We start from the raw sequence: 23,563 nt of genomic DNA, 5'->3' as shown, positions 1-23,563 counted from the left end.
CTATTTTATTTAAAAAAAGGCGGGCAGCTATTACGGCTTAAAATACCTCTTTATCCTTAAAATCATTATGCCAGAAACATGCAAATTTTCAGAATTATCTAGAAATGTTCTCCCATAAATATAAGTATAACGGCGTTTTTACCTTAACATGCTTTTAAGACTTTAGCTTTTCCATTTTATTTACTTTAGACGATAAATAGTCAGTCAATCAAAAACGTATTAAAATAATTCATTACTTTTTACTACAGTTGCTTTGTATGTATGGTTTAAGACTCAAAAATATATTTCTAATATCCGTTAGAAATAACTAGAGTATAAATGCCAAACACCTTTCTGATTATTTCTATTTAACGTTTACAACTATAATTAACCCATATTCAAAAATGAAAAACATCATTTTAGCAGTATTCTTACTTATTTCAATATCCGTCTTTTCCCAGCAATTTTCTATGGATCTAATACAGGATTTAACTCCAAGAAACATAGGGCCTGGCGGTATGAGCGGGCGTGTAACTTCTATTGACGTTGTTACCTCTGATCCTAATATCATTTACGCCGGGACGGCATCAGGGGGAGTATGGAAATCTACATCGGGAGGTATCCAGTGGGAGCCTATTTTTGATAACCAGATAACTGCTTCAATAGGTGCGGTAGCTATACAACAATCTAATCCATCTGTAATATGGGTAGGTACGGGAGAAGGCAACCCAAGAAACAGTCTAAACGGTGGTTACGGTATCTACAAGTCATTAGATGGTGGTAAAAACTGGAAAAGTATGGGGCTCGAAAAAACAAGACACATTCATAGAGTTGTTATAGATCCATCTAATCCAGATATCGTATATGTGGCTGCCATTGGATCGCCATGGGGAGAGCATCCAGAAAGAGGCGTATACAAGACTAAAAATGGAGGAAAAACCTGGGATAAGATTCTCTTTGCAAATAATAAAACAGGAGCTGCAGATTTAGTTATGGATCCTACAAATCCAAACAAACTTATCGCAGCCCTTTGGGAGCACAAACGCGATCCTTGGTTTTTCAAATCTGGTGGTGAAGGATCTGGTTTATTTATAAGTTACGATGGAGGTGATACCTGGGAAGAAAGAACAGAAAAAGACGGATTGCCAAAAGGTAATTTAGGTAGAATAGGTTTGGCTATTGCTGCAAACAAGCCTAATATAATCTATGCCCTCATAGAAGCAAAGAAAAATGCACTCTACAAATCAACTGATGGGGGCTTTACGTGGGCCAAAGTAAATGACAAAAAAGATATTGGCAATCGTCCTTTTTATTACTCTGATATATTTGTAGATCCTGAAAACGAAAACAGAATATATTCTGTATTTACATATGTCAATGTTTCTGAAGATGGTGGTAAAAACTTTGCTGAGTTAATGCCTGCCTATGGGGTAGATAATGGTGTACACCCCGACCATCATGCTTGGTGGATTCATCCTCACGATGGTAATTTTATGATTGATGGTAACGATGGGGGATTAAATATTACCCGGGATGGGGGTAAAACTTGGCGATTTATTGGTAATCTGCCTGTAGCGCAATTTTATCATATCAATGTTGATAACGAATTTCCATATAACGTATACGGGGGCATGCAAGACAACGGGAGTTGGCGCGGCCCTTCTTATGTTTGGAAAGATCAGGGCATTAGAAATTCATACTGGCAAGAAATCTCTTTCGGAGATGGTTTTGATGTAGTGCCCGATAAAGATGATTCTCGATATGGTTGGTCTATGAGTCAACAAGGATACGTGAGTCGTTACGATTGGAAGACAGGAAATAATTATACCGTACGCCCTACACATCCCGATCCAGCAATACAACTACGTTTTAACTGGAATGCTGCTATTAATATAGATCCATTTGATAATAGCACCCTTTATTTCGGAAGTCAGTTTGTGCATAAAAGTACCGATAAAGGACTCACCTGGAAAGTGATATCACCAGATTTAACTACCAATGACCCAAAAAAATTAAAACAATCTGAAAGTGGCGGACTAACAATGGATGCCACAGGAGCCGAGAATCATTGTACGATATTGGTTATCGAACCTTCACCTCTTGAACAAAACATGTTGTGGGTAGGTACAGATGATGGTCGCGTGCATATCACTAAAGATGGAGGAACCAACTGGACAGAAGTATCCAAAAATGTAAAGGGATTACCACAAGGTAGCTGGATCGTACAGATTAAAGCTTCAAACAAGAAGAAAGGCGAAGCATTACTAATAGCTAATGATTACAGAAGGTTTAATTATACTCCCTACGCATATAGAACTACTGATTATGGTAAAACGTGGAATCGTATTGTAGACCAAAATGATGTAAAAAGTTATACTCTTTGTATTGTTGAAGATCCTATTGAAAAAAATCTAATGTTTCTGGGCACTGATGACGGATTGTATGTTTCTATAAATGCGGGTAACGACTGGATGAAATGGACTAAAGGATTTCCAACTGTATCGGTAAAAGATTTGGTCATTCAACCCAGAGAGCATGATCTCGTTATTGGTACATTTGGTAGAGCGGCTTGGATATTAGATGATATTCGGCCCTTAAGAGCCATAGCAAAAAATAGATCCCTTTTGAATCAGAAATTGCATCTTTTTAATCCACCAGTTGCCTACCAGGCAGCATATCAACAACCTACAGGTAGTCGTTTTGGTGCAGATGCATTGTATAATGGAGAGAACCGAGATAAAGGAGCACTCATATCCTATTACGTACAAGTTGAAAAAAAGAAAACGAATACTAAAGATGATAATGAAAAAGAGAACGATGCGGAAGAAAATGAAAAAAAGGAAGCCAAAGTAACCTGGGATTCGATTTACCTCAAAGTCTATAATGGCGATCAATTAATACGAACTTTAAAACAGAAGGCACCTGATTCTACCGGACTTCATAAAATTACATGGGGTATGAAAGAAAAAGGAGCAGATCGCCCTTCTAGAAAATTAACAAAACAGGTTAAAGAACCTAGCGGAGTATTGGTAAAACCAGGTCAATATCAATTAAAAATGCAATATGGCGATCAAACTTCTGAAACTGTAATCAAGGTACAATCTGATCCGCGACTACAAGTGTCTCAAAAAAATATTGATGAAATATACACTGCATTAAAAAATATCGAAAAAATGAGACAAACAGCCGCTGATGCCGTAAAACAACTCGTTGAAAGTAAAGAGGTAGCCTCTGGCTATCAAAAAGAGCTTAAAGAACTTGATAAAAAGAAATTCAAAGATCAAATACAGCTTTCTAAAGAAATTTCAAAAAAAATCGATAGTGTTATTGCGCTTTATATCGGAAAAGAAGACAAGCGACAAGGTATCACTCGCAATCCCGAAGTTCATGTTATGCAACGTATGGGCACAGCTAATTGGTATGTAGGCAGCAGGCAAAATGGACTAACAACTACTGAAAATACACTAATACAACAAGCAAAAGAAGCATTGCAAGAAGCCTTAAAGAAAACTAATACATTTTTTACCAACGAATGGAAATCTTATAGAGAAACTATAGAGAAGTTAAATACTTCTCCATTCAAAAAAATAGAAAGCTTTGGCTTAGATTAAAATGGATTTAATTTCATACATCAATATCAACATCCTTATAAATTAAACCATAATAAATATGTTGATCATCAACAACATGATTGTATAAGGATTCCATTGCTGCATTGAGTGTAATTGACTTTTGACAATTGAAGAACAAAAATTATAAATATATAAAATGAATAAATGATTTTATCAAAGGGAATGTTTTGAAATTTTAATCTGAGTGCGTAGCGGTTACTACGCGCTCAATTTTATAATTATACCATTATCAAATAATAAATAAAGCTTAAACGTATGAAACGAACATTAACAAATTTTAAAAATTTCTTCACCAAAGGGAATATTTAAAATTTTTAACGTGAGAGCGTAGCGTTTACATACGTTCTCAATTTTTTAATTATTTCGTTTTCAAACAATTAAAAAGATTTAAACGTATGAAAAAACTAATCATTTTCAGTATTGGTTTGCTCTTATTAGTCTCGTGCAAACAAGAAAAGAAGCAAGAAACTGCTACTACCGAAAAGATAGAACAATATTCTATCAAACAATTTATGGATAACGAAAATGCGTTTTCCAATGGATTTTCTCCAGATAAGTCAACTGTGTTGATAACAAGCAACAGGTCTGGGATATATAACATGTATATAACACCAGTAAAAGGTGGTGAATTTGCGCCGATAACTGCATCAGACAGCTCTTCTGTTTTCGGCATATCATATTTCCCAGAAGATGACAGGATACTTTTTAGAATGGATGGCAATGGCGACGAAATCTTCAAAATTTTTATGAAGGATAGCACCGGTATCAAAAGGCTAACACCCGAGAAGAATGTGAGGGCTTTGTTCAGGGGATGGGCCAAAGATGGTAAAAGCTTCTTTTATGGCAGTAATGAGCGTAATCCAAAATTTATGGATCACTACGAAATGAACCTTAGTGATTTTACACCAAAAATGATATATCAAAATGATGAAGGCATGCAATTTGGCGGAATGTCTGATGACAGAACCTTTATTGCACTTACCAAATCTATTAACACTAATGACACCGATCTTTATTTGTTAAACACAAAAACAAAGGAAAAAACAAAAATTAATAAAAATGTAAGTGGTAATTCCCCACAAGACTTCTCTCCAGACAATGCATTTTTCTATTATACAACCGATGATGGCGCCGAGTTTAGTTATGTGATGAAATACAATCTTAAAGATGGTACTCAGGAAAAACTAATCGAGAAAGACTGGGATATCTCTAACTTCTATTTTACAAAGAATGGTACGTATCAAATTATGTTTACCAACGAAGATGCAAAAACAGTAATGAGTATAAAGGAAGTAGCCTCTGGTAATGAAGTTCAATTTCCAAACATCGAAGATCAACAAATATTAAGTGCTAGTTTTTCTAAAGATGAAACTATGGCATTATTACGTGTAGGAGGATCAAACACACCCACCAACTCTTATGCTTATGATCTTGAAACCAAAAATTATTATCAACTAACCGATGTTTTAAATAAAGAAATAGATCCCGATCACCTCGTGACTGCAGAAGTAGTACGATTTCCTTCTTTTGACGGAACAGAAATACCTGCAATCTACTACCGCCCCAAACAGGCATCTTTAAACGAAAAAGTTCCCGCTTTGGTTTGGGTACATGGTGGGCCAGGAGGACAATCCAGACAAGGTTTTAGCGCATTTATTCAATACCTGGTGAATCATGGATATGCAGTTTTGGCTGTGAACAATAGAGGAAGTAGTGGCTACGGAAAGTCGTTTTTCAAAATGGATGATCAAAATCATGGAGATAAAGATCTAAAAGATTGTATAGCAGGAAAAGACTGGTTAGCGAAACAAGATAGTATAGACGCCGATAAAATAGGAATTATTGGAGGTTCTTACGGGGGTTATATGACTATGGCAGCACTAACTTATGCACCAGAAGAATTCAAAGTAGGCGTAAATATCTTTGGAGTAACAAATTGGATAAGAACATTAAGAAGTATCCCGCCATGGTGGGAATCTTTTAAAGATGCATTGTATACTGAAATGGGCGACCCTAATACTGCAGATTCAGTAAGACTAAAACAAATTTCTCCTTTATTTCATACCGAAAAGGTGACAAAACCTCTTCTCGTACTTCAAGGAGCAAAAGATCCTAGGGTGCTCAAAGTAGAATCAGACGAAATAGTCGAAGGTGTTCGAAAAAATGGTGTTCCGGTAGAGTATGTTTTATTTGAAGATGAAGGTCACGGATTCGTAAAAAAGGAAAATCAAATCGAAGCCTACGGAAAAGTACGTCAATTCCTGGATACCTATTTAAAAGGTGAAGGTGTCAAAGCCACAAATGACGATAAAAACACATCAACTAACGTGGATAAAAAAGTATAACATTACGGCAATCTTAGTAAGCCCATAATAAAAACACCTCCAAACTTTAAAATTCATTAAAGTTTGGAGGTGTTTTTACATCGCATGGATATACTTTAAGAACCTGTTAAAATACTCAGTTGATTATTCAACTTTTTTATTCACAAAATACACAATCCCTCATTTCCCCATCTAAAATCGCAATACCTATTCGCGGGACAAGAGGCCTGTTCACTGCAAACATATCCGCCTTTTACAACTTTCAATTGATTATTAGTTAGCTCGCTCACCCCGTCTAGCTTAAGAATTTGTTTTAACATAATACCTATTTTTTGGTTATTATGTAAATGTAGTCAAAATCAATACTACATCAAAATTAGTAACTTGCTTTAACAAACTTGTGTTGTTTCTTACGTACGCTATCATAAAAAATTATAGCATTTCCCGCATACATATGGAGAGAAAGATAAATTTTATAAAACCTTTGAATCCAAACTTTATAATAAAACTTTGTTATGAGAGTTAAACGGGTTCTTTATGAAATAGTTAGCATACCAAATCTGAGAACTCTAAATATTAGAATTATATTTATGGCAGGCATAAATAAAGAACTGATTTAAAACAATAACCAATGAGTTTATCAAAAGTCACATTTACCAGTACCGAAGGTCAAACACTATCTGGGCGTTTAGAACTTCCCCCAGATCAACATCCCCATAATTTTGCACTTTTTGCACATTGCTTTACCTGCAATAAGAATTTAGGAGCCGTAAGAAATATTAGCCGTGGGCTCACAGCACTAGGGTTTGCTGTATTACGCTTTGATTTTACCGGATTGGGAGAAAGTGAAGGAGATTTTGCAGATACCAATTTTTCTGGTAACGTTGAAGATCTCGTAGCCGCAGCCGATTTTTTAGAAAAAGAGCACCAGGCTCCCAGTCTTTTGGTAGGTCATTCTTTGGGGGGAGCTGCCGCTATTTTTGCAGCAGCCCAAATTAAATCTGTAAAAGCCGTAGCAACCATAGGTGCGCCTTCTAATCCAAAACATGTAACGCATTTATTAAAAAACAATATAGAAGAAATCAAAGCTAATGGTAAAGCTATTGTTAATTTAAGCGGACGAGATTTTACAATCAAAAAGCAGTTTTTAGACGATTTGGATACTAAATCACTTCCAGAGGTTGCAAAAAATTTAAATAAGGCACTATTGGTAATGCACTCCCCACAGGATGCTACAGTAGCTATAAAAAATGCCGAAGAGATTTATGTTGCAGCTCGACACCCCAAAAGTTTTGTCACACTTGATGGAGCCGATCATCTTCTTATGCAAAAAGATGATTCTGTATATGCAGGAAAAGTAATTGCAGGTTGGTCATCTAGATACGTCAATATCCCTGATACTCCTAAAATTAATAGTCAGCACCATGTGGTAGCTAGCTTGGGCAACGAAGAAGGATTTACCACCCAGATGAAAGTAGGAAATCACTATATGGTAGCCGATGAACCCGAAAATGTAGGAGGCCATGATTTTGGTCCCTCTCCATACGAACTTGTATCGGCAGGTTTATCTGCTTGTACAGCCATGACGATCAAAATGTATGCAGCCAGAAAAGAATGGGATGTAGAACATGTCGAAGTACATACCAGCTACGGTAAAGATCATGCTACAGATTGTGAAAACTGTGAAGATCCTTCAGCAAAAATAGATACGTTTGAACGAGAGATCAAATTAGATGGAAATCTAGATGAAAAACAGATTGCTAAAATTCTAGAAATCGCAGACAAATGTCCTGTTCATAAAACTTTACACAGCGAGACACAAGTGATTACCAAATTAATTCAGTAATACCTTAGGCGAGACCACGAGGCATTCGTTGAAAACAATTTCTCAATTTCGAGGTAAGCCTTAAAGTATTATTCCCTTTGGTAATATCGATAAACTGATCTTCATAAGATTAATACGGGCTATACGCGAAGTAGTTCTTATATCCCTGAAAAGATAATATAAAACACTCCCCTTGCTTGAAGCAAAACGGGGAGTATAGTTTTTATTTAGAAACAAGAATAATATAAATTATACATTCCTAATTATAAGGGCTTTCCGTAGAATTAATTATTCTGACCAAAATCTTAAATCAACCTGAACAAAACCATCGTTTCCAATAAGATCTTGGCGCAACGCAATAATCTCAGACGAAGCTCCTTCAAAATACCCTTCGAAAGCCCCGAATTCATAAGTGCCTTCTGGAATATTTAATATTTTATTATCATAAGAATATTGCCCTATTCGGTCGGAATAATATATATCTCTCGTTTCAATATTAATAGCATAAAACCCTTGAATTCCACCGGGGTCATCGCTGGGAACATAATGTTCTGAACCAAAACGGATGTTATATGTCAACGCATTTTTGAAGGTGGTTTTTGATTGTGGATTTTCATGGCTTGGTGTCTCACATGAAATATTGAAAAGTAAAAGTGTCGCAATCAAAATTGAAATTGAAATTTGTACTATTTTCATACGTTTAAATCTTTTTAATTGTTTGGAAACGAAATAATTAAAAAATTGAGAACGTATGTAAGCGCTACGCTCTCACATTAAAAATTTTAAACATTCCCTTTTGTGAAGTAATTTTTAAAATTTATTAATGCTCGTTTCATCTGCTTATTTTTATTGTTTTTTAATGGTCAAATGGAATCGCCAATGAATCATATCGATGGGTATCATCTTAATCGTTATGGCTTATTTCATAACAATACGTTTTAAGATGATATACTCACTAAAATATGAATAATTTATCCAACTTCATTCTTTACCGAATTATAAAATTGTTATGTAAAGACTACTATACTATTAAAAACCAAAGGCTTTCCCAAAAGCACAACTACAACTATATAGTATCACTTTTTAAGAAAGCCTTTTGGTATACAGCTTGCACTGCAAAATTAGTGAGACAATTTTATTTCTTAATTAGTCTTTTTGTGGCCAATACATTATTATTTTTATCTATAATAGATAGTAGGTAGATTCCAGATCTATAAATCTTAGGTTGTATGACTATTTTAGATTGCATAGAAACGTTTTCTTGACTAACTACTTCTCCTGCAAGATTATAAATAATAAGTTGTAATGAACTTGTATTTTTCGTTACTGCAGTAGTTGCAATAGTAATTTCGCTTGTAAACGGGTTAGGGAATATTGAAAATGCCGAATCTTCTGTTGGAGAAGGTACCGCTTCTGAAGTGCCTGCAGTAGTGAATGTGGCATACACAGAATACCTATAATCACCTTGCAATCCACTTGCATGAGTTGATGGCATGTTTCCAGTAGCAGACCAACTACTTCCATCTGCATTATATCTTCCAGGAGTTCCGGAAACATAAGCAACACCAGGATTATTCGAAAATATCCAAGACAACCATATGGTGTCTCCATTATTCACGAAAACAGGAGTTTCTAGAGCGACAGTTTGCCATCCTCTCGTAGAGATTACAGAAGTAATAGCAGTTCGTCCCAATCGATTACCGGGTATGCCATTATTATCAGCATAAACCCCTAATTGTACATCTCCTGTACCGCCTTCTATGTGTATACTTAAACTTTCCAAAGTTCCGTCTTTAGTCATAGTAAAGGGCATAGAACGCTGTGTAGTATGAGTTGAATTACGATCACCTACAGTGACAATACCCAGTTTTTCTGATGCACCACCACTAGTATTCTCGGTAAAATTTGCAGTAATAGTTGTATTGCCCTGCATTACAATAGTTAATGGATTAGAAGCATTTGTAGATGTACCACTCCAACTCTCAAATTGCCAGCCGGCAGCAGGCGAAGCAGTAAGAGTTACCGAAGTGCCTTCAGGATATGTTCCTGCACCAGAAACACTACCTTGTCCTTCAGTAGTTGTAGTTAATGTATAGCTAACTATTGATGTATCTTTAAGATAATTCGCATACACAGAGTATCTATAGTCGGTTTGTGCTCCGCTTCCGTAGCTTGAAGGCATATTGTTGCCACCCGCAGACCAACTAGAACCTGTAGCTTCGTAGCGACCAGGAGTTCCAGAAACATAAGCTATACCAGGATGGTTTGAAAACATCCACGCCAACCATACAGTGTTACCATTAAGAACAGTAACAGGAGTTTCTAAACTAATAGTTTGCCAACCTCTGGTAGTTCTTACCGGAGTAATTGCCGTAGCAGCTAATCTATCACCAGGCGCACCGTTATTATCTGCATATACGCCTAATTGTACTTCTCCCGTACCTCCTGCAATATGTAAAGAAATACTTTGCAATATTCCATTCTCTGTCATTGTATACGGCATTGCCCTTCGAGTGGCATGCGTAGCATCCCTATCACCTATGGTCGTAACACCTACGGTATACAAAACAGTAGAACTATCTAATGTCGTTACGTCTTCTACAGTACTAAATGCAGAGATATTACCTGCTCTATCTTTGGCCTGCACTTTAAACGAATAGGTTGTATTCCCGGCAAGTCCACTAATATCATACCCTGTTGTAGCCGTGCTCCCTATCATTATATTATTTTGATACACATCATATCCCGATACAGCAACATTATCGATAGAAGCCTCCCAATTTAAAGACACCGTGCTTGCTGTTACATTAAATGAATTTAGGGAAGCAGGAGCAGAAGGTGGTTCTTCATCTGCAATATTATTGTTATTTATAGTAACCACACTTCCGTTAGAAGGACTCCAGATGTCAAGATTGGTAGGTGTAGTAAAAGGATCGTCGTTTGAAACACTACCGACTTGCGAAGCATTATCTACCTTTATCGTACGAGTTTCAATTTTATTCTCATCTACAAAAATCCATTTAAATTGATTGAATCTCGCAGAGTTGCGCGTCCAACTTTTATTATCGTTATTAGATCTAAGCGGGGCACCCCAACAACCTTCTCCTGCATATACGGTTCCATTTTGATCATCGCGAACAAAACCTTCTTCACTTCCCGAACCTGTAGACGGTCGTACAGGCCATGTAGTTTTTACGGTATGCGCATCGCACTCTATTACTAATTTAACCTCTTTGTCATAAAAAAGCTGTGCCCAGCTGTTATATTGATTATTCCCTTCTCGCTTCGACGAAACATGAGGACGCATAGGCTTATGATACTGTGCCATCTTCCAAACTGTATTAGGATTAGCATCAAGATCATTTTGTAGCCATGTAGTTTGGTTTCCCGTAATAGAAATCTCGGTATTCAACGTATATGTTCGAACAAGATTGTTTCCAAAAGTAATGGCATAATAAATATTGGCTGAAGGTACATCAAAAAGATGATAGACACTGTTGTTACTATCTTCATGATTACCGCGAGTAGCAACGATAGGAAACATACGGTTATCATCGGCAATAGTAAGCTGCCAATCGTTAAACCAGTCTCTCCATTCACCATTACTATCTCCGTTGGTCATATCTCCTCCAAACAATACGGCATGAGGCTTAAGTTTTGCAACCAGCCGATTCGCATTTTGTCTTGGTGTTCTGTTGTTTCTAGAATCGCCTCCTGCAACAAAAGATAACCTGCTATTATCTGCAGGAGCAGTTTTGAACCAGAAACGCTCACTAGTACCTTCGCTATCATGTATTACGAAGTAGTATGCTGTATTTGGCGTTAAACCGGTGAGCCGGGCAAATGTATTGTTCATTCCTTTATAAGAAACGGTTCTGTCTGGAACTTTAGAATTAGGGTAACTTGTGTAGTTTGTACCATAATCTGTGGTGCCATAATACACTACCGGAGTACTTCCGGAAGTTTGATCCCAACCAATTACGATTGAGGTAGCGGGGCTGTCTCGTAACGTTAAACGATATTTACCGTTTGACGAATACAATTGTGTTGTCAATACTAGTAATAACAACAAATAAATTTTCTTCATTTTGTGTGAATTAAGGGTTAATGTATATATTAAGTTAATTTATTTTAAGGCTAATTTGATCTTAATATTCAAGCTACATTACTCTTTATTATAGAAACGAAAATATCGCTTCGTATTATAAAATTAATTCACTGACTATGATAATGCTTTTCCTATCATCAATTTTAACGTAAACTTAAATTTGACAACATTAAATTATAGAAAAGATAATCAAACTACTAACTCGTTTTTATAAAATTTATTTTAATTAATTCTATAAATTTGAATGAATATTCTTACTAAGTTCGATAGCACCAGTCATAACAAGAACTAAAATTTTTAAATAAAAAGAGAATGTATTCGTTATTTAGTGAACTAGTTTACATTTTCTTGGTTTTAGCGAAAAATGAAAGTTTTGTGTAGTTAGAGATGGATATTTTTTATCTAAAGCGTTTAGGATAATTAAAAAGGTAACGCTATATGTGAATTTTCAATATATGTTCGTTGCGCTTTATGGGAAGTGAAAGCCTAGTAAATTACCTCGGGGTATGATACCCTTTGGCGGTACCAATAAAAATTAATACTCTCGAGATAGTAGCATTCAACTAAATTTTATCATATTATCATGAAAAACTCTAAAGCCTATTTAATTTTACACCTTTCCGTTTTTATGATCTTCTTCGGAAGAGCCTGGCAACATTTATTTTGGGATGCGCCATATCGATCATTTTTTTGGGATGAAGCATTACTTCAACCTATCGTAGAAGGAATTTTTAATACCCCATGGAAAGATTATGTCACCAGCCTTACCACAGATAATTCTATTCAGGCAAGTATTCGAATTAATGGTGCCATTTATCTCATTGCTTCGTTTTGTGCTTTATATTATATAAAATCTAAGGTGGTATGGATTCGAATACCTATTTGGATAGGAGGTATTTCACTACTGCTGCTATCGGTTTTATTAACAAAGGAGAAATTTTATCACAGTGCTCAATTTTTTGAGCATAGTATTCAATTTGGTTTACCATTTGTTTTATTACTATATCATAAAAATTATAATGAGAAAAGGTTCATTTTGATTTTAAAAGTGTTGATAGCTATAACTTTTTTCTCACACGGATTGTATGCGTTTGGTTTCTATCCTGTACCAGGAAAATTTGTAGATATGGTGATACAAATTTTTGGTTGTACAGAAGCTACAGCAAAACTCTTTTTATATATCGCCGGAATTTTGGATTTTATAATAGCAGTATTAATTTTTATCCCTAGAGTTTCAACATATGCCCTTTGGTATGCCGTTGTTTGGGGTACTTTAACTGCTTTAGCAAGAGTTATAGCGAATTTTTATATCGATTTTCCTTTACATTCGATTCATCAAAACCTACACCAAACCATTTACAGAATACCTCACGGTACGGTGCCTTTGCTTGTGCTTATACTCAAGGGTAAACTGGAATATCTATATTCAAGGCAGCGTCTTGAAGGAAATTCTGTTAATTGAATACATAAATTTGAGTAATAGACTTACAATCATGCCGCTTTAGGTAATGAAATACAAAATGTACTGCCGGTACCGGGTTCACTTTGTACTTCAATTTTACCTTGATTAAGCTCTATGAGTTCTTTACAAATTTTCAATCCAAGACCCGTACCGGTTTCGTTTTGAGTTCCGGGGGTTGTAAACGTATCCTCGGCAAATAATTTATCTATATATGCCGGCTTAATACCAACTCCTGTATCTTGAAAACATATCTCATAGTGATTTTCTCTATCTAGTGATAGTAAGGCAATAGAATCTCCTGGGTTGCAAAATTTAATAGCATTAGCAATTAAATTTTGGGCGACTATACCAAACATATCTTTATCTGCATAAATGGGGGTAGGCTCTAATTTGTTGATAAGCTTAATCTCTTTCTCACGGGCTTTTCGCTCAAAAAATGTAAATTTCTCATTAATAACTTCAGTAATGTCAAAATAAACTGGATTGGCATTTAACTCTTTAAGCTGAGATTTGGACCAGTTTAATAGATTGTGCAGAAGTATTGAGGTTTGATGAGTTCCATTAGATAAGAATGGTATAATTTCTTTAAATTCTTTTTCAGAAATAGCGTTTTCCTTTAATAGTTTTAATGTGCCATCTAATCCGTTAATTTCATTTTTTAAATCATGAGCGATGATAGAAAATAGTTTATTCTTTACTTTATTTGAATTGTCTAATTTCCTGATTAATCTTTGCCGTTCGTTTTTATTTTTTATTAAAATCATCAAAAAAACCGAAATAAGAAGAACAGCTGCAACAGCGCTATATGCTATTAAACGAAATTTAAACAATTTGGCCCTTGTTTCTTGTTCGCTTTGCCGCTGTTCTTCAATTAATTTTAATTGTTCTAGTTCGGCTTCGTATTGTGCTTTGGTTTTTTCAACTTTTTTGCTAGCCAAATCAGACATTCTTTTATCCAGAAGTTCTTGATATTTTTGTTGCCAACTAATTGCCCGTAACAGGTCTCCTTTTGTAGAATCTAGTTTAAAAGAATATTGATAATTTTTAAGCAGTAAGGGTTGCGCATTAACTTCAGCAAAACCCTTTCTGGCAATTCGTAATAATTCTTCGGCTTTTTCGAACGCTCTTTCTTTGAGAGCAACTATACCTAATTGCTGTTGAGCATTAATAGCCAAAATTTTGAAATTAGTCTGACTCGCTACGCAAAGCGTAGTATCATAATACTTTTTGGCAGTTTTATACTCTTTTTGATAAAGTGCAATCTTTGCCATAATACTATAAGATTGGGCAATATGTTTAAAATCTTTGTCTTTTTTATTAATGACCAATGCTTCTGATACTAAATCATGAGCCTTAAATAGGTCCCCATTTTCGGTATATAACAAGGCCAAATTGTTCATAACTAGCCCGAGTTCATCTAGATTTAATTGCTTTCTAAGTTCAATGGATTTGAGATAATATGTCTCGGCAGCTTTTACATTTTTAAGCTCATTATACATAATACCAAGATTGTTGTAAATGTTTGTAAGACCAATACTATCTTGCAGTTGTTCTCTATATAATTTTGCGTGTAATAAATAATCCGAAGCTTTTTCAAAATTACCTTTACCCCGCTCAATTATGAATCTGGTGCTATACACTTTTGCCAAACCATCTACATTATTACTTTTTTGGAAATAATAAATCGCATGTTCAAAATTTCTATTAGATGCTATATCTCTGCGATATTTCTGATGTAGCCGCCCCTTTTCTATATATGCTTGGCCTAATCCATTAGTATAACCTATAGCAATACCTACGTTTATTAACGCATTAGCTAAATTAGTAGCACTATCCAATTGTCCTTCATTAACTAATTGTTCTAAGTTTCGTACTGAATTAAGAAAAGCAGTAGAATCCTGAAGGGTTTTTATATGTTCTAAATTATTCTCAGACTTTTGGCTTTGCGAGACAACTATGGTGCTGACCAAAAGCATCAAGATTACGGTTAAGGTGGTTTTATTCATTTTGTTTATTTTGGGGTAAATATGACAAAAAACATATTTCATCCGCAAAATACACAAATTATACTATTTTTTATAATATTGTAGTATTATTCTTTCAATTATTTATGGTTTAACCGTATTTATTGCCATTTCACTTTTTTTGGCAATCCATTTTTGCACCAGTTCTTCCAAAATGTTGAGCGGTACCGGTCCATTGGTCAAAATAACATCGTGAAACTCTCTAATATCAAATTGATCCCCTAATTTCTTTTTTGCCTCTTTTCGTAATTCGAGAATTTTATTCATTCCTATTTTATACGCTGTAGCCTGACTTGGCATTACAATATGTCTTTCAACCATTTTTATGGCATCACTTTCTGCATTTGGAGTGTTCTCTACATAGTATTTGATGCCATCTTCTCTAGTCCATTTTTTGGCATGAATACCTGTATCTACTACCAATCTACAAGCTCTCCACAACTCCATCGCTAATCTCCCAAAATCTGAATATGGATCTTTATACAGTCCTATTTCTTTGGGTAAAAGTTCAGTATACAATCCCCAGCCTTCGGTATAAGCCGTATACTTACCAAATACTCTAAATTTCGGTATATCATTTAATTCTAATGAAATCGACCTTTGCATATGGTGACCGGGAATTCCTTCGTGATAGGCCAGAGCTTCCATTTGATATTTAGGCATAGCTTTCATATTGTAGAGATTGGCATAATACCTACCCGGTCTTGAACCATCTGGTGTGCCCTGTTGATAAAATGCTTTCCCTGCACTCTTTTCTCTAAAGGGTTCTACGGCTTTTACGATAATATCTGCTTTGGGTTTGGTAATAAACAATTCATCTAATCTACCTCGCATCTTATTAATCAAAGTTTCGGCTTCTTTAAGATAAGCTGCTCTTCCTGATTGATCGTTTGAAAAGTAAAACTCCTCATTTTCTTTGAGGTATGTAAAAAAATCGTGTAAGGTACCCTCGAACGCAACTTGTTTCATAATAGTTTTCATTTCATTATGAATACGATCTACTTCTTTTAAGCCAAGTTTATGAATTTGATCGGCTGTCATATCGGTAGTCGTTGTGCGTCTAAGTGCTCTATTATAAAATATAGTCCCTTTTGGGAATTTCCAGCAACCATCATCTGTTGTAGCTCGTTGTTGTTGACCTTCTAAAAAAGAAACGAGATGTTCATATGCGGGCTGAACACTATCTATAAGTGCTTGATTTGCTTCAGCGATAAGTTGGCTTCTTTCCTGTTCTGATATATCTATCTCTGCAATTTTATGTTTAAAATCAGTTAGAAGAGTACTGGCCGTTTTTGATGCATCAAAGGGGCGACCTGTAACAATATTTTTACAGTCATCGAGTACTTTTGTAAATACAAATTTTGGAGGAACGATTCCATTCTTCTCTCTAATCTTCAAATTGCCTACCAATTGTCTAAACAGCGGCTTTATACCCAGTAATCTTGAAACGTAAGCCCCAGCATCGGTTTTCGTATCAATACTATGCATATTAATCAAAAATGCAGGAACCTGAGCATGCATACCATTCATTTGATTTACAGGGTAATCATAAAGCCGAAAAGAAAAATCCTCAATTTGATTTTCTAAGTCTTGTTTCATTAATTGATAGCTTAAAAGAGTAGCATCATTCAATAAACTAGTATTGATAGAGTCTTTTAAAAAGGATAAACGTTGCTTAGCTCTTAGAAGATCATCTGCTTCTCTTTTAGAAGATATATCATCCCATTTCCCGTAATCCTCTGTTTTAATACCCAGATAGGTTTGTCGCATAGGTGATCGACTAACTTCGTCCTGAAATTGTTTCTCGAACCATTCGTTTAACCGTTCAGAATATTCTTTTACCGATTCGGTTGTAACCGCGATATTTTCTTTTGTTTGCTTTTTTTGATTGTTACAACTATTTAGAAGTACCATATAAAAAAGCAACAAAATGCTTGCCGTTATTTTATGCTTCATAGTTTACATTTAGAGGGTTAGCTTAAGGGTTTAAAATTGAAAACTCTATGGCAGAATCATGATATATCTTATGCGTTTCTTTGGTAAAGTCTGATGCTTTCGCTTTAAAAATGTTGGGTACATAGGTTTGCGGATTCAAATCTATTAATGGAAACCAAGTGCTTTGCACCTGAATCTGAATCTTATGTCCTTTTTTAAATGTATGGTGTACATCTTGCAACTTAATATTCACTTCTGTTTTTTGATTGGCCACAAATGGCTCGGGTTGACTGAAACTTTCTCTAAATCGTCCACGCATCACCTCACTACGAACCATCAAATGATAATTTGCCATTTTGAGATATTCTTGTGTTTCTTGCGTGTCCTTTGCATCATTAGGGTAAACATCGATCAATTTTACAACCCAATCTGCATCAGTACCGGTAGTTGCCACTTTTAATTGTGCTAGTACTTCTCCTGATAAAGTCATGTCTTTAGTAAGTACAGGTGTTTCAAAAACCAATACGTCTGGACGACGAGCAGCAAATCTTTGATCATCTGTCATGTATTTTCTTGGTGTAAACACCATTTTAATATCTTCGGAATATGGTACTGGTTTTTTAGGATCACTTATAAATTCTGAAAAACTGGTATCACTTTTTTCAGATAATGCACTATTTGAAGATAGATAGAATTTCTTTTTATACACATCCTTAGGAGGCCAACTAGTAAAAGTATTCCATTCCTTTTTCCCGGTATCAAAAATCTGAATTTCAGGAAGACCTGTATCTCCGGTAGCTTCCTCTTTTAAGAAATGATTAAAAAAGCGAGTTTCTACATTCTTTTGGTAGTTTAGCGATAAATCGTCGCCAAAATACACATTGCCGATAGCTTGCCTTTTTGTAGTGCGTGCCCAATCCCCATGGCTCCATGGCCCAAAAACCATGATATTATAGTTATCACTTCGTTTTTCTATATTTTTGTACGTTTCGAAAGGTCCGTAGAGATCTTCTGCATCAAACAAACCACCTACGACCATAACTGCAGGTTTTATGTTTTCCAAATGCTGTATAATACCTCTTTTTTGCCAGAACTCATCATAATTGGGATGTTCTTTTAATTGAGTCCAAAACACATTATCTTCTTTATAATACTGATCCAGCGTACTTAAAGGACCCGCATCTAGGAAAAATTGATATTGATCCTCACTTTTTAAATCAGGAAAAGAATACCAACTTTTGGCAGTAGGCGCGGTCTTTTCATATCCAAATACTGAGGTTGCCCTCCAATAACTCAGTAAATATGCTCCATTATGATGAAAATCATCAAAAAAGAAATCTCCGATACAAGCCTGTGGTGATACCGCTTTTAAAGCCGGATGTGAGTCTAATAAAGAATAAGTTGCATAAAATCCGGGATATGAAATTCCCCATATACCCACTTTACCATTAGTATTATCCAAATTAGTAACTAACCAATCTATGGTATCATATGTATCGCTTGCCTCATCTACTTGTTTTCCTTTTTTATTTGGAATATAGGCGCGCATATTATCATATACTCCCTCACTCATCCAACGACCGCGAACATCTTGATAAACAATGATATTTCCTTCTTTCATCAAAAATTCATTAGGACCGATTTTTGATCTGTATTGATCTTTTCCGTATGGTTTTGAGCTATACGGAGTCCTTTGCATTATAATTGGATATTTTTTTGAAGTGTCCCTCGGCGAATAGATCGTTGTATGTAATTTAATACCGTCACGCATCTCTATGTCAACCTCTTGTTTGACATACTGTTTTTTGATATCAAAACTATCAGATTCTTGTGCAAAACACGAGGATAGAAAGACGCATAAAAGACTTTGAAAAAGAATAATTTTTATCGATTGCATTCGTATGTATTTTGTTTAATGCTGAAGATAAAAAATGGTAGCGCCAGTTTTCTGTTTTTAAGGAGATTTTAACAAATCTCAACGTATACATACACATGTCAAAAGTTTTCGTAGTGCTGAATGATGACATTACTATTTGCCTTGCCATACTTTTATACCAAATCTACCATAAAATAGCACAAATCTCCTTGTTCATTTTCCCTCCTACTTCATTGAAAAATAATTCCGTAGCTTGAGCCTATGCAATGATTTTACGGCTTCGAAGGAGAGAAAAGCAACTTCGCATCTTTTATGCCATTTTATAGCAGATTTGGTATTACTTGATGAAAATCTGATTTTCAAAGTTTTCTAACCCAGTCTTTAACCATTCTAGATATGCTGTGGTATCTGGTGTATACGCTGTTGTCGTGTTAAGCAAATTCATATTCGCATCGATAAGTACATAAAAAGGTTGTGAGTTATTTTCAAAGTTAACCGTTTGAAATGTTGCCCACTTATCGCCTATGGTTTTGATATTTTTAACACTTCCATTAGGTTTTAAAAACTTAAATTGCTCGTTTTCAGGTAATTTTTTTCGATCATCTACGTATAAAGATATCAGAATGTATTTCGTTTTTAAAATATCCATGATCTCTGGATAGCTCCATACCTGTTCTTCCATCTTACGACAATTCACACAGGCCCAACCCGTAAAATCAATCATTATGGGTTTGTTTTGAAGTTGGGCTGCTTTCACTCCTTCTTCAAAATCTGTATAGGCATTGAGGCCCAAAGGTCCGTGTGCTTCTTTCTCGTATATGCTATAGAATAACGGAGGAGGGAATCCACTAAGTAACTTAAGATTAGCGTATTTGGTATTGGTTAATCCAGGAAGTAAATATATCACAAATGCCAAAGTGACTACTCCTAATGTTTTTCTTCCGGCACTTAGTTTTTGCAAAGGACCATCGTGTGGAAAACGAATTTTTCCGAAGAGATACAATGCCATGGCAACCCCTATTATTATCCAAATAGCAATAAATAATTCTCGTTTTAATATCCCCCAGTGTGCTACCAAATCGGCATTAGATAAAAACTTAAAGGCTAGCGCTAATTCTATAAATCCTAAAACAACCTTTACTGTGGTTAACCATCCTCCACTTTTGGGTAATGAGTTTAACCAGTTAGGAAATAGGGCAAATAATGCAAAAGGTAAAGCAAGTGCTAAACCAAATCCTCCCATTCCAAAACTGAGTTGTATCGCACTACCGTCGCTACTTAGAGAGCCTCCTAACAAGGAGCCTAAAATAGGTCCCGTGCAAGAAAATGATACCAAAGCCAACGTGAGTGCCATAAAAAATACGCCGACCACTCCACCTACACTATTGGCTTTACTGTCAAGACTTGTACTCCAGGATGCGGGTAATGTAATTTCAAAATATCCAAAAAATGAAATAGCAAAAACGATAAAGATGATGAAAAACAGAATGTTTAATGTCACATTAGTCGAAATGGTATTTAAAATCTCTGGGTCTAATGAGTCTAAAAGATGAAATGGCAAACTTAATAAAAGGTATATCAAAAAGATAAAGAAGCCATAAAGAATGGCATTAAACGTTCCCTTGTTTCTACTCCCGCCTCCTTTTGTAAAAAAAGAGACCGTAAGCGGTATCATAGGAAACACGCATGGGGTTAGAAGCGCTAGTAATCCCCCTAAAAATCCTAAAACAAATATGGTAAGGTAACTTTTATCATTAATCTCTTCTTTTGGAAATTTATCCCAACCTTTAACATCGATATGTAATGCTTCAGACTTGGCAGAATCATCTGCAGAGATATTAGATACATTCTCATTAGTTTCGATGGCTTCTCCGGTAAGACTTATAGTAAACTCTACAACCTCTGGTGCCAGACACTTTTCATCATCGCAAACCGAAAAAAAGACTTCAGCCTTAACGACCTTCAAAGTTGTATCAATGAGTTGTATTTTTTGTGAAAACGTGACTTCGTTTTCAAAATACTTAACATTCATTTCGAAGATATTATCGTATTTTTCGATACCCTTTGGTTCAAAAGTTTCTCCTAGTAAACTATAGGTCTCCTTTGTAGCATTAAATGTAAATGCAGTTGGCGTAGGTGTTATTTCGTCTGTATCCGACTCATTTTGTGAATACAAGTGCCAGCCTTTATCCAAAGTTGCCTTAACATATATTATATAGTTATTTTCTGATTCTTTTTCGGCACTAGCTTCCCATTGAATTGGATCCAGGGTTTGAGCAAAAATAGGGTTTGCCAATAAAAACGTAGTAATGAGTAGTAAGAAATAGTTCATCAAGTAATAGTGATCTTTAATAATTGTTCGGTTTGGGGGGTTACTTTAAATCGATTATCTAATCTATAGTTGATTACCCAAACGATATCTTCTTGAGAGCATAAAACCCATACGTTTTCTTTTGCAAGAATAGATAATTTCTCATCTTTAAAAAATTTACTTAGTTTTTTCTTTCCTTTCATTCCGAAGGGATAAAAATAGTCGCCTGGTTTCCATTTTCTTACTAGTAAAGGATACTTTAACTTTTCTTTATCTAGATAAACCGTTTTGAGATCTGTTGGCTTTATTTCTGAAACTCGTCTTAACTGTATCACACCCGGCGGAATTATCGCCTTTTGTTCTTCTTCTGAGATGTAGTATGTAGTATCCGAAATTTCTTCAGTAATAGGACTTAATAATAGATATGCTCTATCCTTAACCAGTCTGTGGGTAGTAGAAAAAATCTGTTTTCCAGATTGTGCCGTCATCATTTGTGCAATATCGTGCCAAGCGGTAAATCCATAATCTCTAAACAAAAAATATACACTATGTTCTGGCTGACTGTATTGATGCAGTTTGGCAATAGAGATTTTAATCGTATTTGTGTCTGAAGTATCAAACACCTCTTTTTTAAGGTAGGCTACCTGATCTTCTATAAAATGCTTACTTTGATTGAGGTAGTGTAAGGTATTGGCAAAATTTTGTAAAAACTGTGGGTGTACAGATTTTAAACCTGAAACTACACCATGGCGTACATGATTTCGAAGATATTTTTTATCTTGATTGCTACTATCCTCACGCCATTGTAATTTATTTTCTATAGCAAAATCTAAAATTTCTTTTCTTGAAAATGGCAATAAGGGTCTAATGAATATTTCATTAACCTTAGGAATTCCGGTTAAACCATTTAACCCCGTTCCTCGAGAGAGATTGATTAAAAATGTTTCTAAATTATCATCGGCATGATGCGCAGTAAGCACATAATCAAACTTAGATGCAAAGGCTATTTTTTTAAACCAGTCATACCTCAATTTTCTAGCCGCCATTTGTATCGATACATTGTGCTGACTGGCGTATTTCTTTGTATCAAAACTTGTTCTAAAACATAATATACCGAGTTTTTCTGCTAAAGTCTTTACAAATATGTCATCCTCATCGCTTTCTTTTTCTCTTAATTTAAAGTTGCAATGTGCAATCCCAAATTCTAATTGTAACTGATGACAAAGTGCTACTAGAACTATGCTGTCTAATCCCCCGCTACACGCAATCAACAATGTCTTCTCTTTTAAAAATGAAAAATCGTCAGTAATATGATCTTTAAATTTTTGTAACAACAATAGTATAAAATTAGCGTAAAGGATACATTTTAGTGTTCAAATATACAACTTTGAATATCGAATCAGTATTTTCCGGTTAAAGAAAATAGACCGCTGCGCTGCTAGAAAATAGAACAAAGACTTATTTGTAACTACTTGTCTATTATAGTTTTTGAAGTAAAGGTGATTCAGTTTCAAAATAAGTTGTCTAAATTTTAGAAAGCAAGATGTCTTTTCTATAAACTCATAATTTCTTAATGGTAATAGAGGTTTTCAAAGCTTATCAACTTTTTTATCGGACAACAATGATATCGAATACAAGACCTGAAAAAAATCAGTTTTAAACGGAACCCTATTTAGGGGTGAGGGGTGAGTCTTTGAGTTTTCTGATTTGGGGTACATTTAATATTTCTAAGGCGGTAACCAATCTTATCCAGGGCTCGACGAAGTGCATTTGGACTATAACCAACCTCATCTGAGCATCGACCAAGTGTATTTTGGTATCGACTAAGTGTATCCCAAGAGCTTTCGACCACATTCTGGCATCGACCAAGTGTATTCCGTCATTGACCAAGTGTATTTTACAACTGTCGGACTTCATTTTGTAACCCTCCAACCTTATTTCGCAATTAGCCAAAAGTCAAAATGTACTTCCCTGATTAGCGTTGACCGTTTTTAGGTTAATACTTCGTTGTTAAAAATAGTCATTGTTTTCCTTTGATGGCTAGCCATCAAAGGAAAGTTTTTTTCGAATTCCACAGGTGTCATTTT

General features: G+C 35.3%; 13 protein-coding genes. 4 read left to right on the top strand and 9 right to left on the bottom strand.

Annotated elements, in window-relative coordinates:
• The first annotated feature begins 383 nt into the window (after positions 1 to 383).
• Both J8281_RS12405 and J8281_RS12400 read left to right on the top strand, forming a co-directional pair.
• Positions 384 to 3,590: a hypothetical protein gene (locus J8281_RS12405; protein WP_210197955.1), complete on the top strand. Its 3,207-nt coding sequence runs from the start codon at positions 384 to 386 to the stop codon at positions 3,588 to 3,590.
• 416 nt (positions 3,591 to 4,006) lie between these two features.
• Positions 4,007 to 5,956, top strand: coding sequence for an alpha/beta fold hydrolase (locus J8281_RS12400; protein WP_210197954.1), 1,950 nt, complete (start codon positions 4,007 to 4,009; stop codon positions 5,954 to 5,956).
• 140 nt (positions 5,957 to 6,096) lie between these two features.
• Here J8281_RS12400 and J8281_RS12395 read toward each other — a convergent pair whose 3' ends face one another.
• Positions 6,097 to 6,255 carry a hypothetical protein gene (locus J8281_RS12395; RefSeq protein ID WP_210197953.1) on the bottom strand — a complete coding sequence of 53 codons (159 nt, stop codon included), beginning with the start codon at positions 6,253 to 6,255 and terminating at the stop codon, positions 6,097 to 6,099.
• 311 nt (positions 6,256 to 6,566) lie between these two features.
• Here J8281_RS12395 and J8281_RS12390 point away from each other — a divergent pair, with 311 nt between their 5' ends.
• Positions 6,567 to 7,781, top strand: coding sequence for a bifunctional alpha/beta hydrolase/OsmC family protein (locus J8281_RS12390; RefSeq protein ID WP_210197952.1), 1,215 nt, complete (start codon positions 6,567 to 6,569; stop codon positions 7,779 to 7,781).
• 267 nt (positions 7,782 to 8,048) lie between these two features.
• On the opposite strand, the gene J8281_RS12385 is transcribed toward J8281_RS12390, so the two are convergent.
• Together J8281_RS12385 and J8281_RS12380 are read right to left on the bottom strand one after the other, a co-directional pair.
• Positions 8,049 to 8,456 (bottom strand): hypothetical protein, encoded by a 408-nt coding sequence (locus tag J8281_RS12385; RefSeq protein ID WP_210197951.1) that lies wholly within the window; start codon positions 8,454 to 8,456, stop codon positions 8,049 to 8,051.
• Positions 8,457 to 8,895: 439 nt separating this feature from the next.
• The gene (locus J8281_RS12380; RefSeq protein ID WP_210197950.1) at positions 8,896 to 11,847 is read right to left on the bottom strand and encodes a fibronectin type III domain-containing protein; all 2,952 of its coding nucleotides are present in this window, start codon (positions 11,845 to 11,847) and stop codon (positions 8,896 to 8,898) included.
• A gap of 604 nt (positions 11,848 to 12,451) precedes the next feature.
• On the opposite strand from J8281_RS12380, the gene J8281_RS12375 reads away from it, so the two are divergent.
• On the top strand, positions 12,452 to 13,330 hold the full coding sequence (locus J8281_RS12375) for a DoxX-like family protein (RefSeq protein ID WP_210197949.1): 879 nt from the start codon (positions 12,452 to 12,454) through the stop codon (positions 13,328 to 13,330).
• A 29-nt stretch (positions 13,331 to 13,359) separates the two neighbouring features.
• Here the strand turns inward: J8281_RS12375 and J8281_RS12370 are convergent, their stop codons facing one another.
• The 6 genes from J8281_RS12370 to J8281_RS12345 form a co-directional block, all read right to left on the bottom strand.
• Entirely contained in the window at positions 13,360 to 15,336 is a 1,977-nt protein-coding gene (locus J8281_RS12370) for a tetratricopeptide repeat-containing sensor histidine kinase (RefSeq protein ID WP_210197948.1), read from the bottom strand.
• A gap of 102 nt (positions 15,337 to 15,438) precedes the next feature.
• A complete protein-coding gene (locus tag J8281_RS12365; protein ID WP_210197947.1) occupies positions 15,439 to 17,310 on the bottom strand; it encodes a DUF885 family protein in 1,872 nt (623 codons plus the stop codon).
• Positions 17,311 to 17,332: 22 nt separating this feature from the next.
• The gene (locus J8281_RS12360; protein WP_210197946.1) at positions 17,333 to 19,186 is read right to left on the bottom strand and encodes a CocE/NonD family hydrolase; all 1,854 of its coding nucleotides are present in this window, start codon (positions 19,184 to 19,186) and stop codon (positions 17,333 to 17,335) included.
• 316 nt (positions 19,187 to 19,502) lie between these two features.
• The gene (locus J8281_RS12355) at positions 19,503 to 21,497 is read right to left on the bottom strand and encodes a cytochrome c biogenesis protein CcdA (protein WP_210197945.1); all 1,995 of its coding nucleotides are present in this window, start codon (positions 21,495 to 21,497) and stop codon (positions 19,503 to 19,505) included.
• On the bottom strand, positions 21,497 to 22,810 hold the full coding sequence (gene tilS / locus J8281_RS12350; RefSeq protein WP_210197944.1) for a tRNA lysidine(34) synthetase TilS: 1,314 nt from the start codon (positions 22,808 to 22,810) through the stop codon (positions 21,497 to 21,499). Before tilS ends, J8281_RS12355 begins: the two co-directional genes overlap by 1 nt.
• 334 nt (positions 22,811 to 23,144) lie before the next feature.
• Positions 23,145 to 23,393 (bottom strand): hypothetical protein, encoded by a 249-nt coding sequence (locus J8281_RS12345; protein WP_210197943.1) that lies wholly within the window; start codon positions 23,391 to 23,393, stop codon positions 23,145 to 23,147.
• Between the last annotated feature and the right edge of the window lie 170 nt (positions 23,394 to 23,563).

The sequence above is a fragment of the Aquimarina sp. U1-2 genome, assembly GCF_017897595.1.
GTDB lineage: Bacteria > Bacteroidota > Bacteroidia > Flavobacteriales > Flavobacteriaceae > Aquimarina.
Note: the sequence above shows the minus strand (reverse complement) of the source record. Positions and strands in the feature narration are given on the sequence as shown.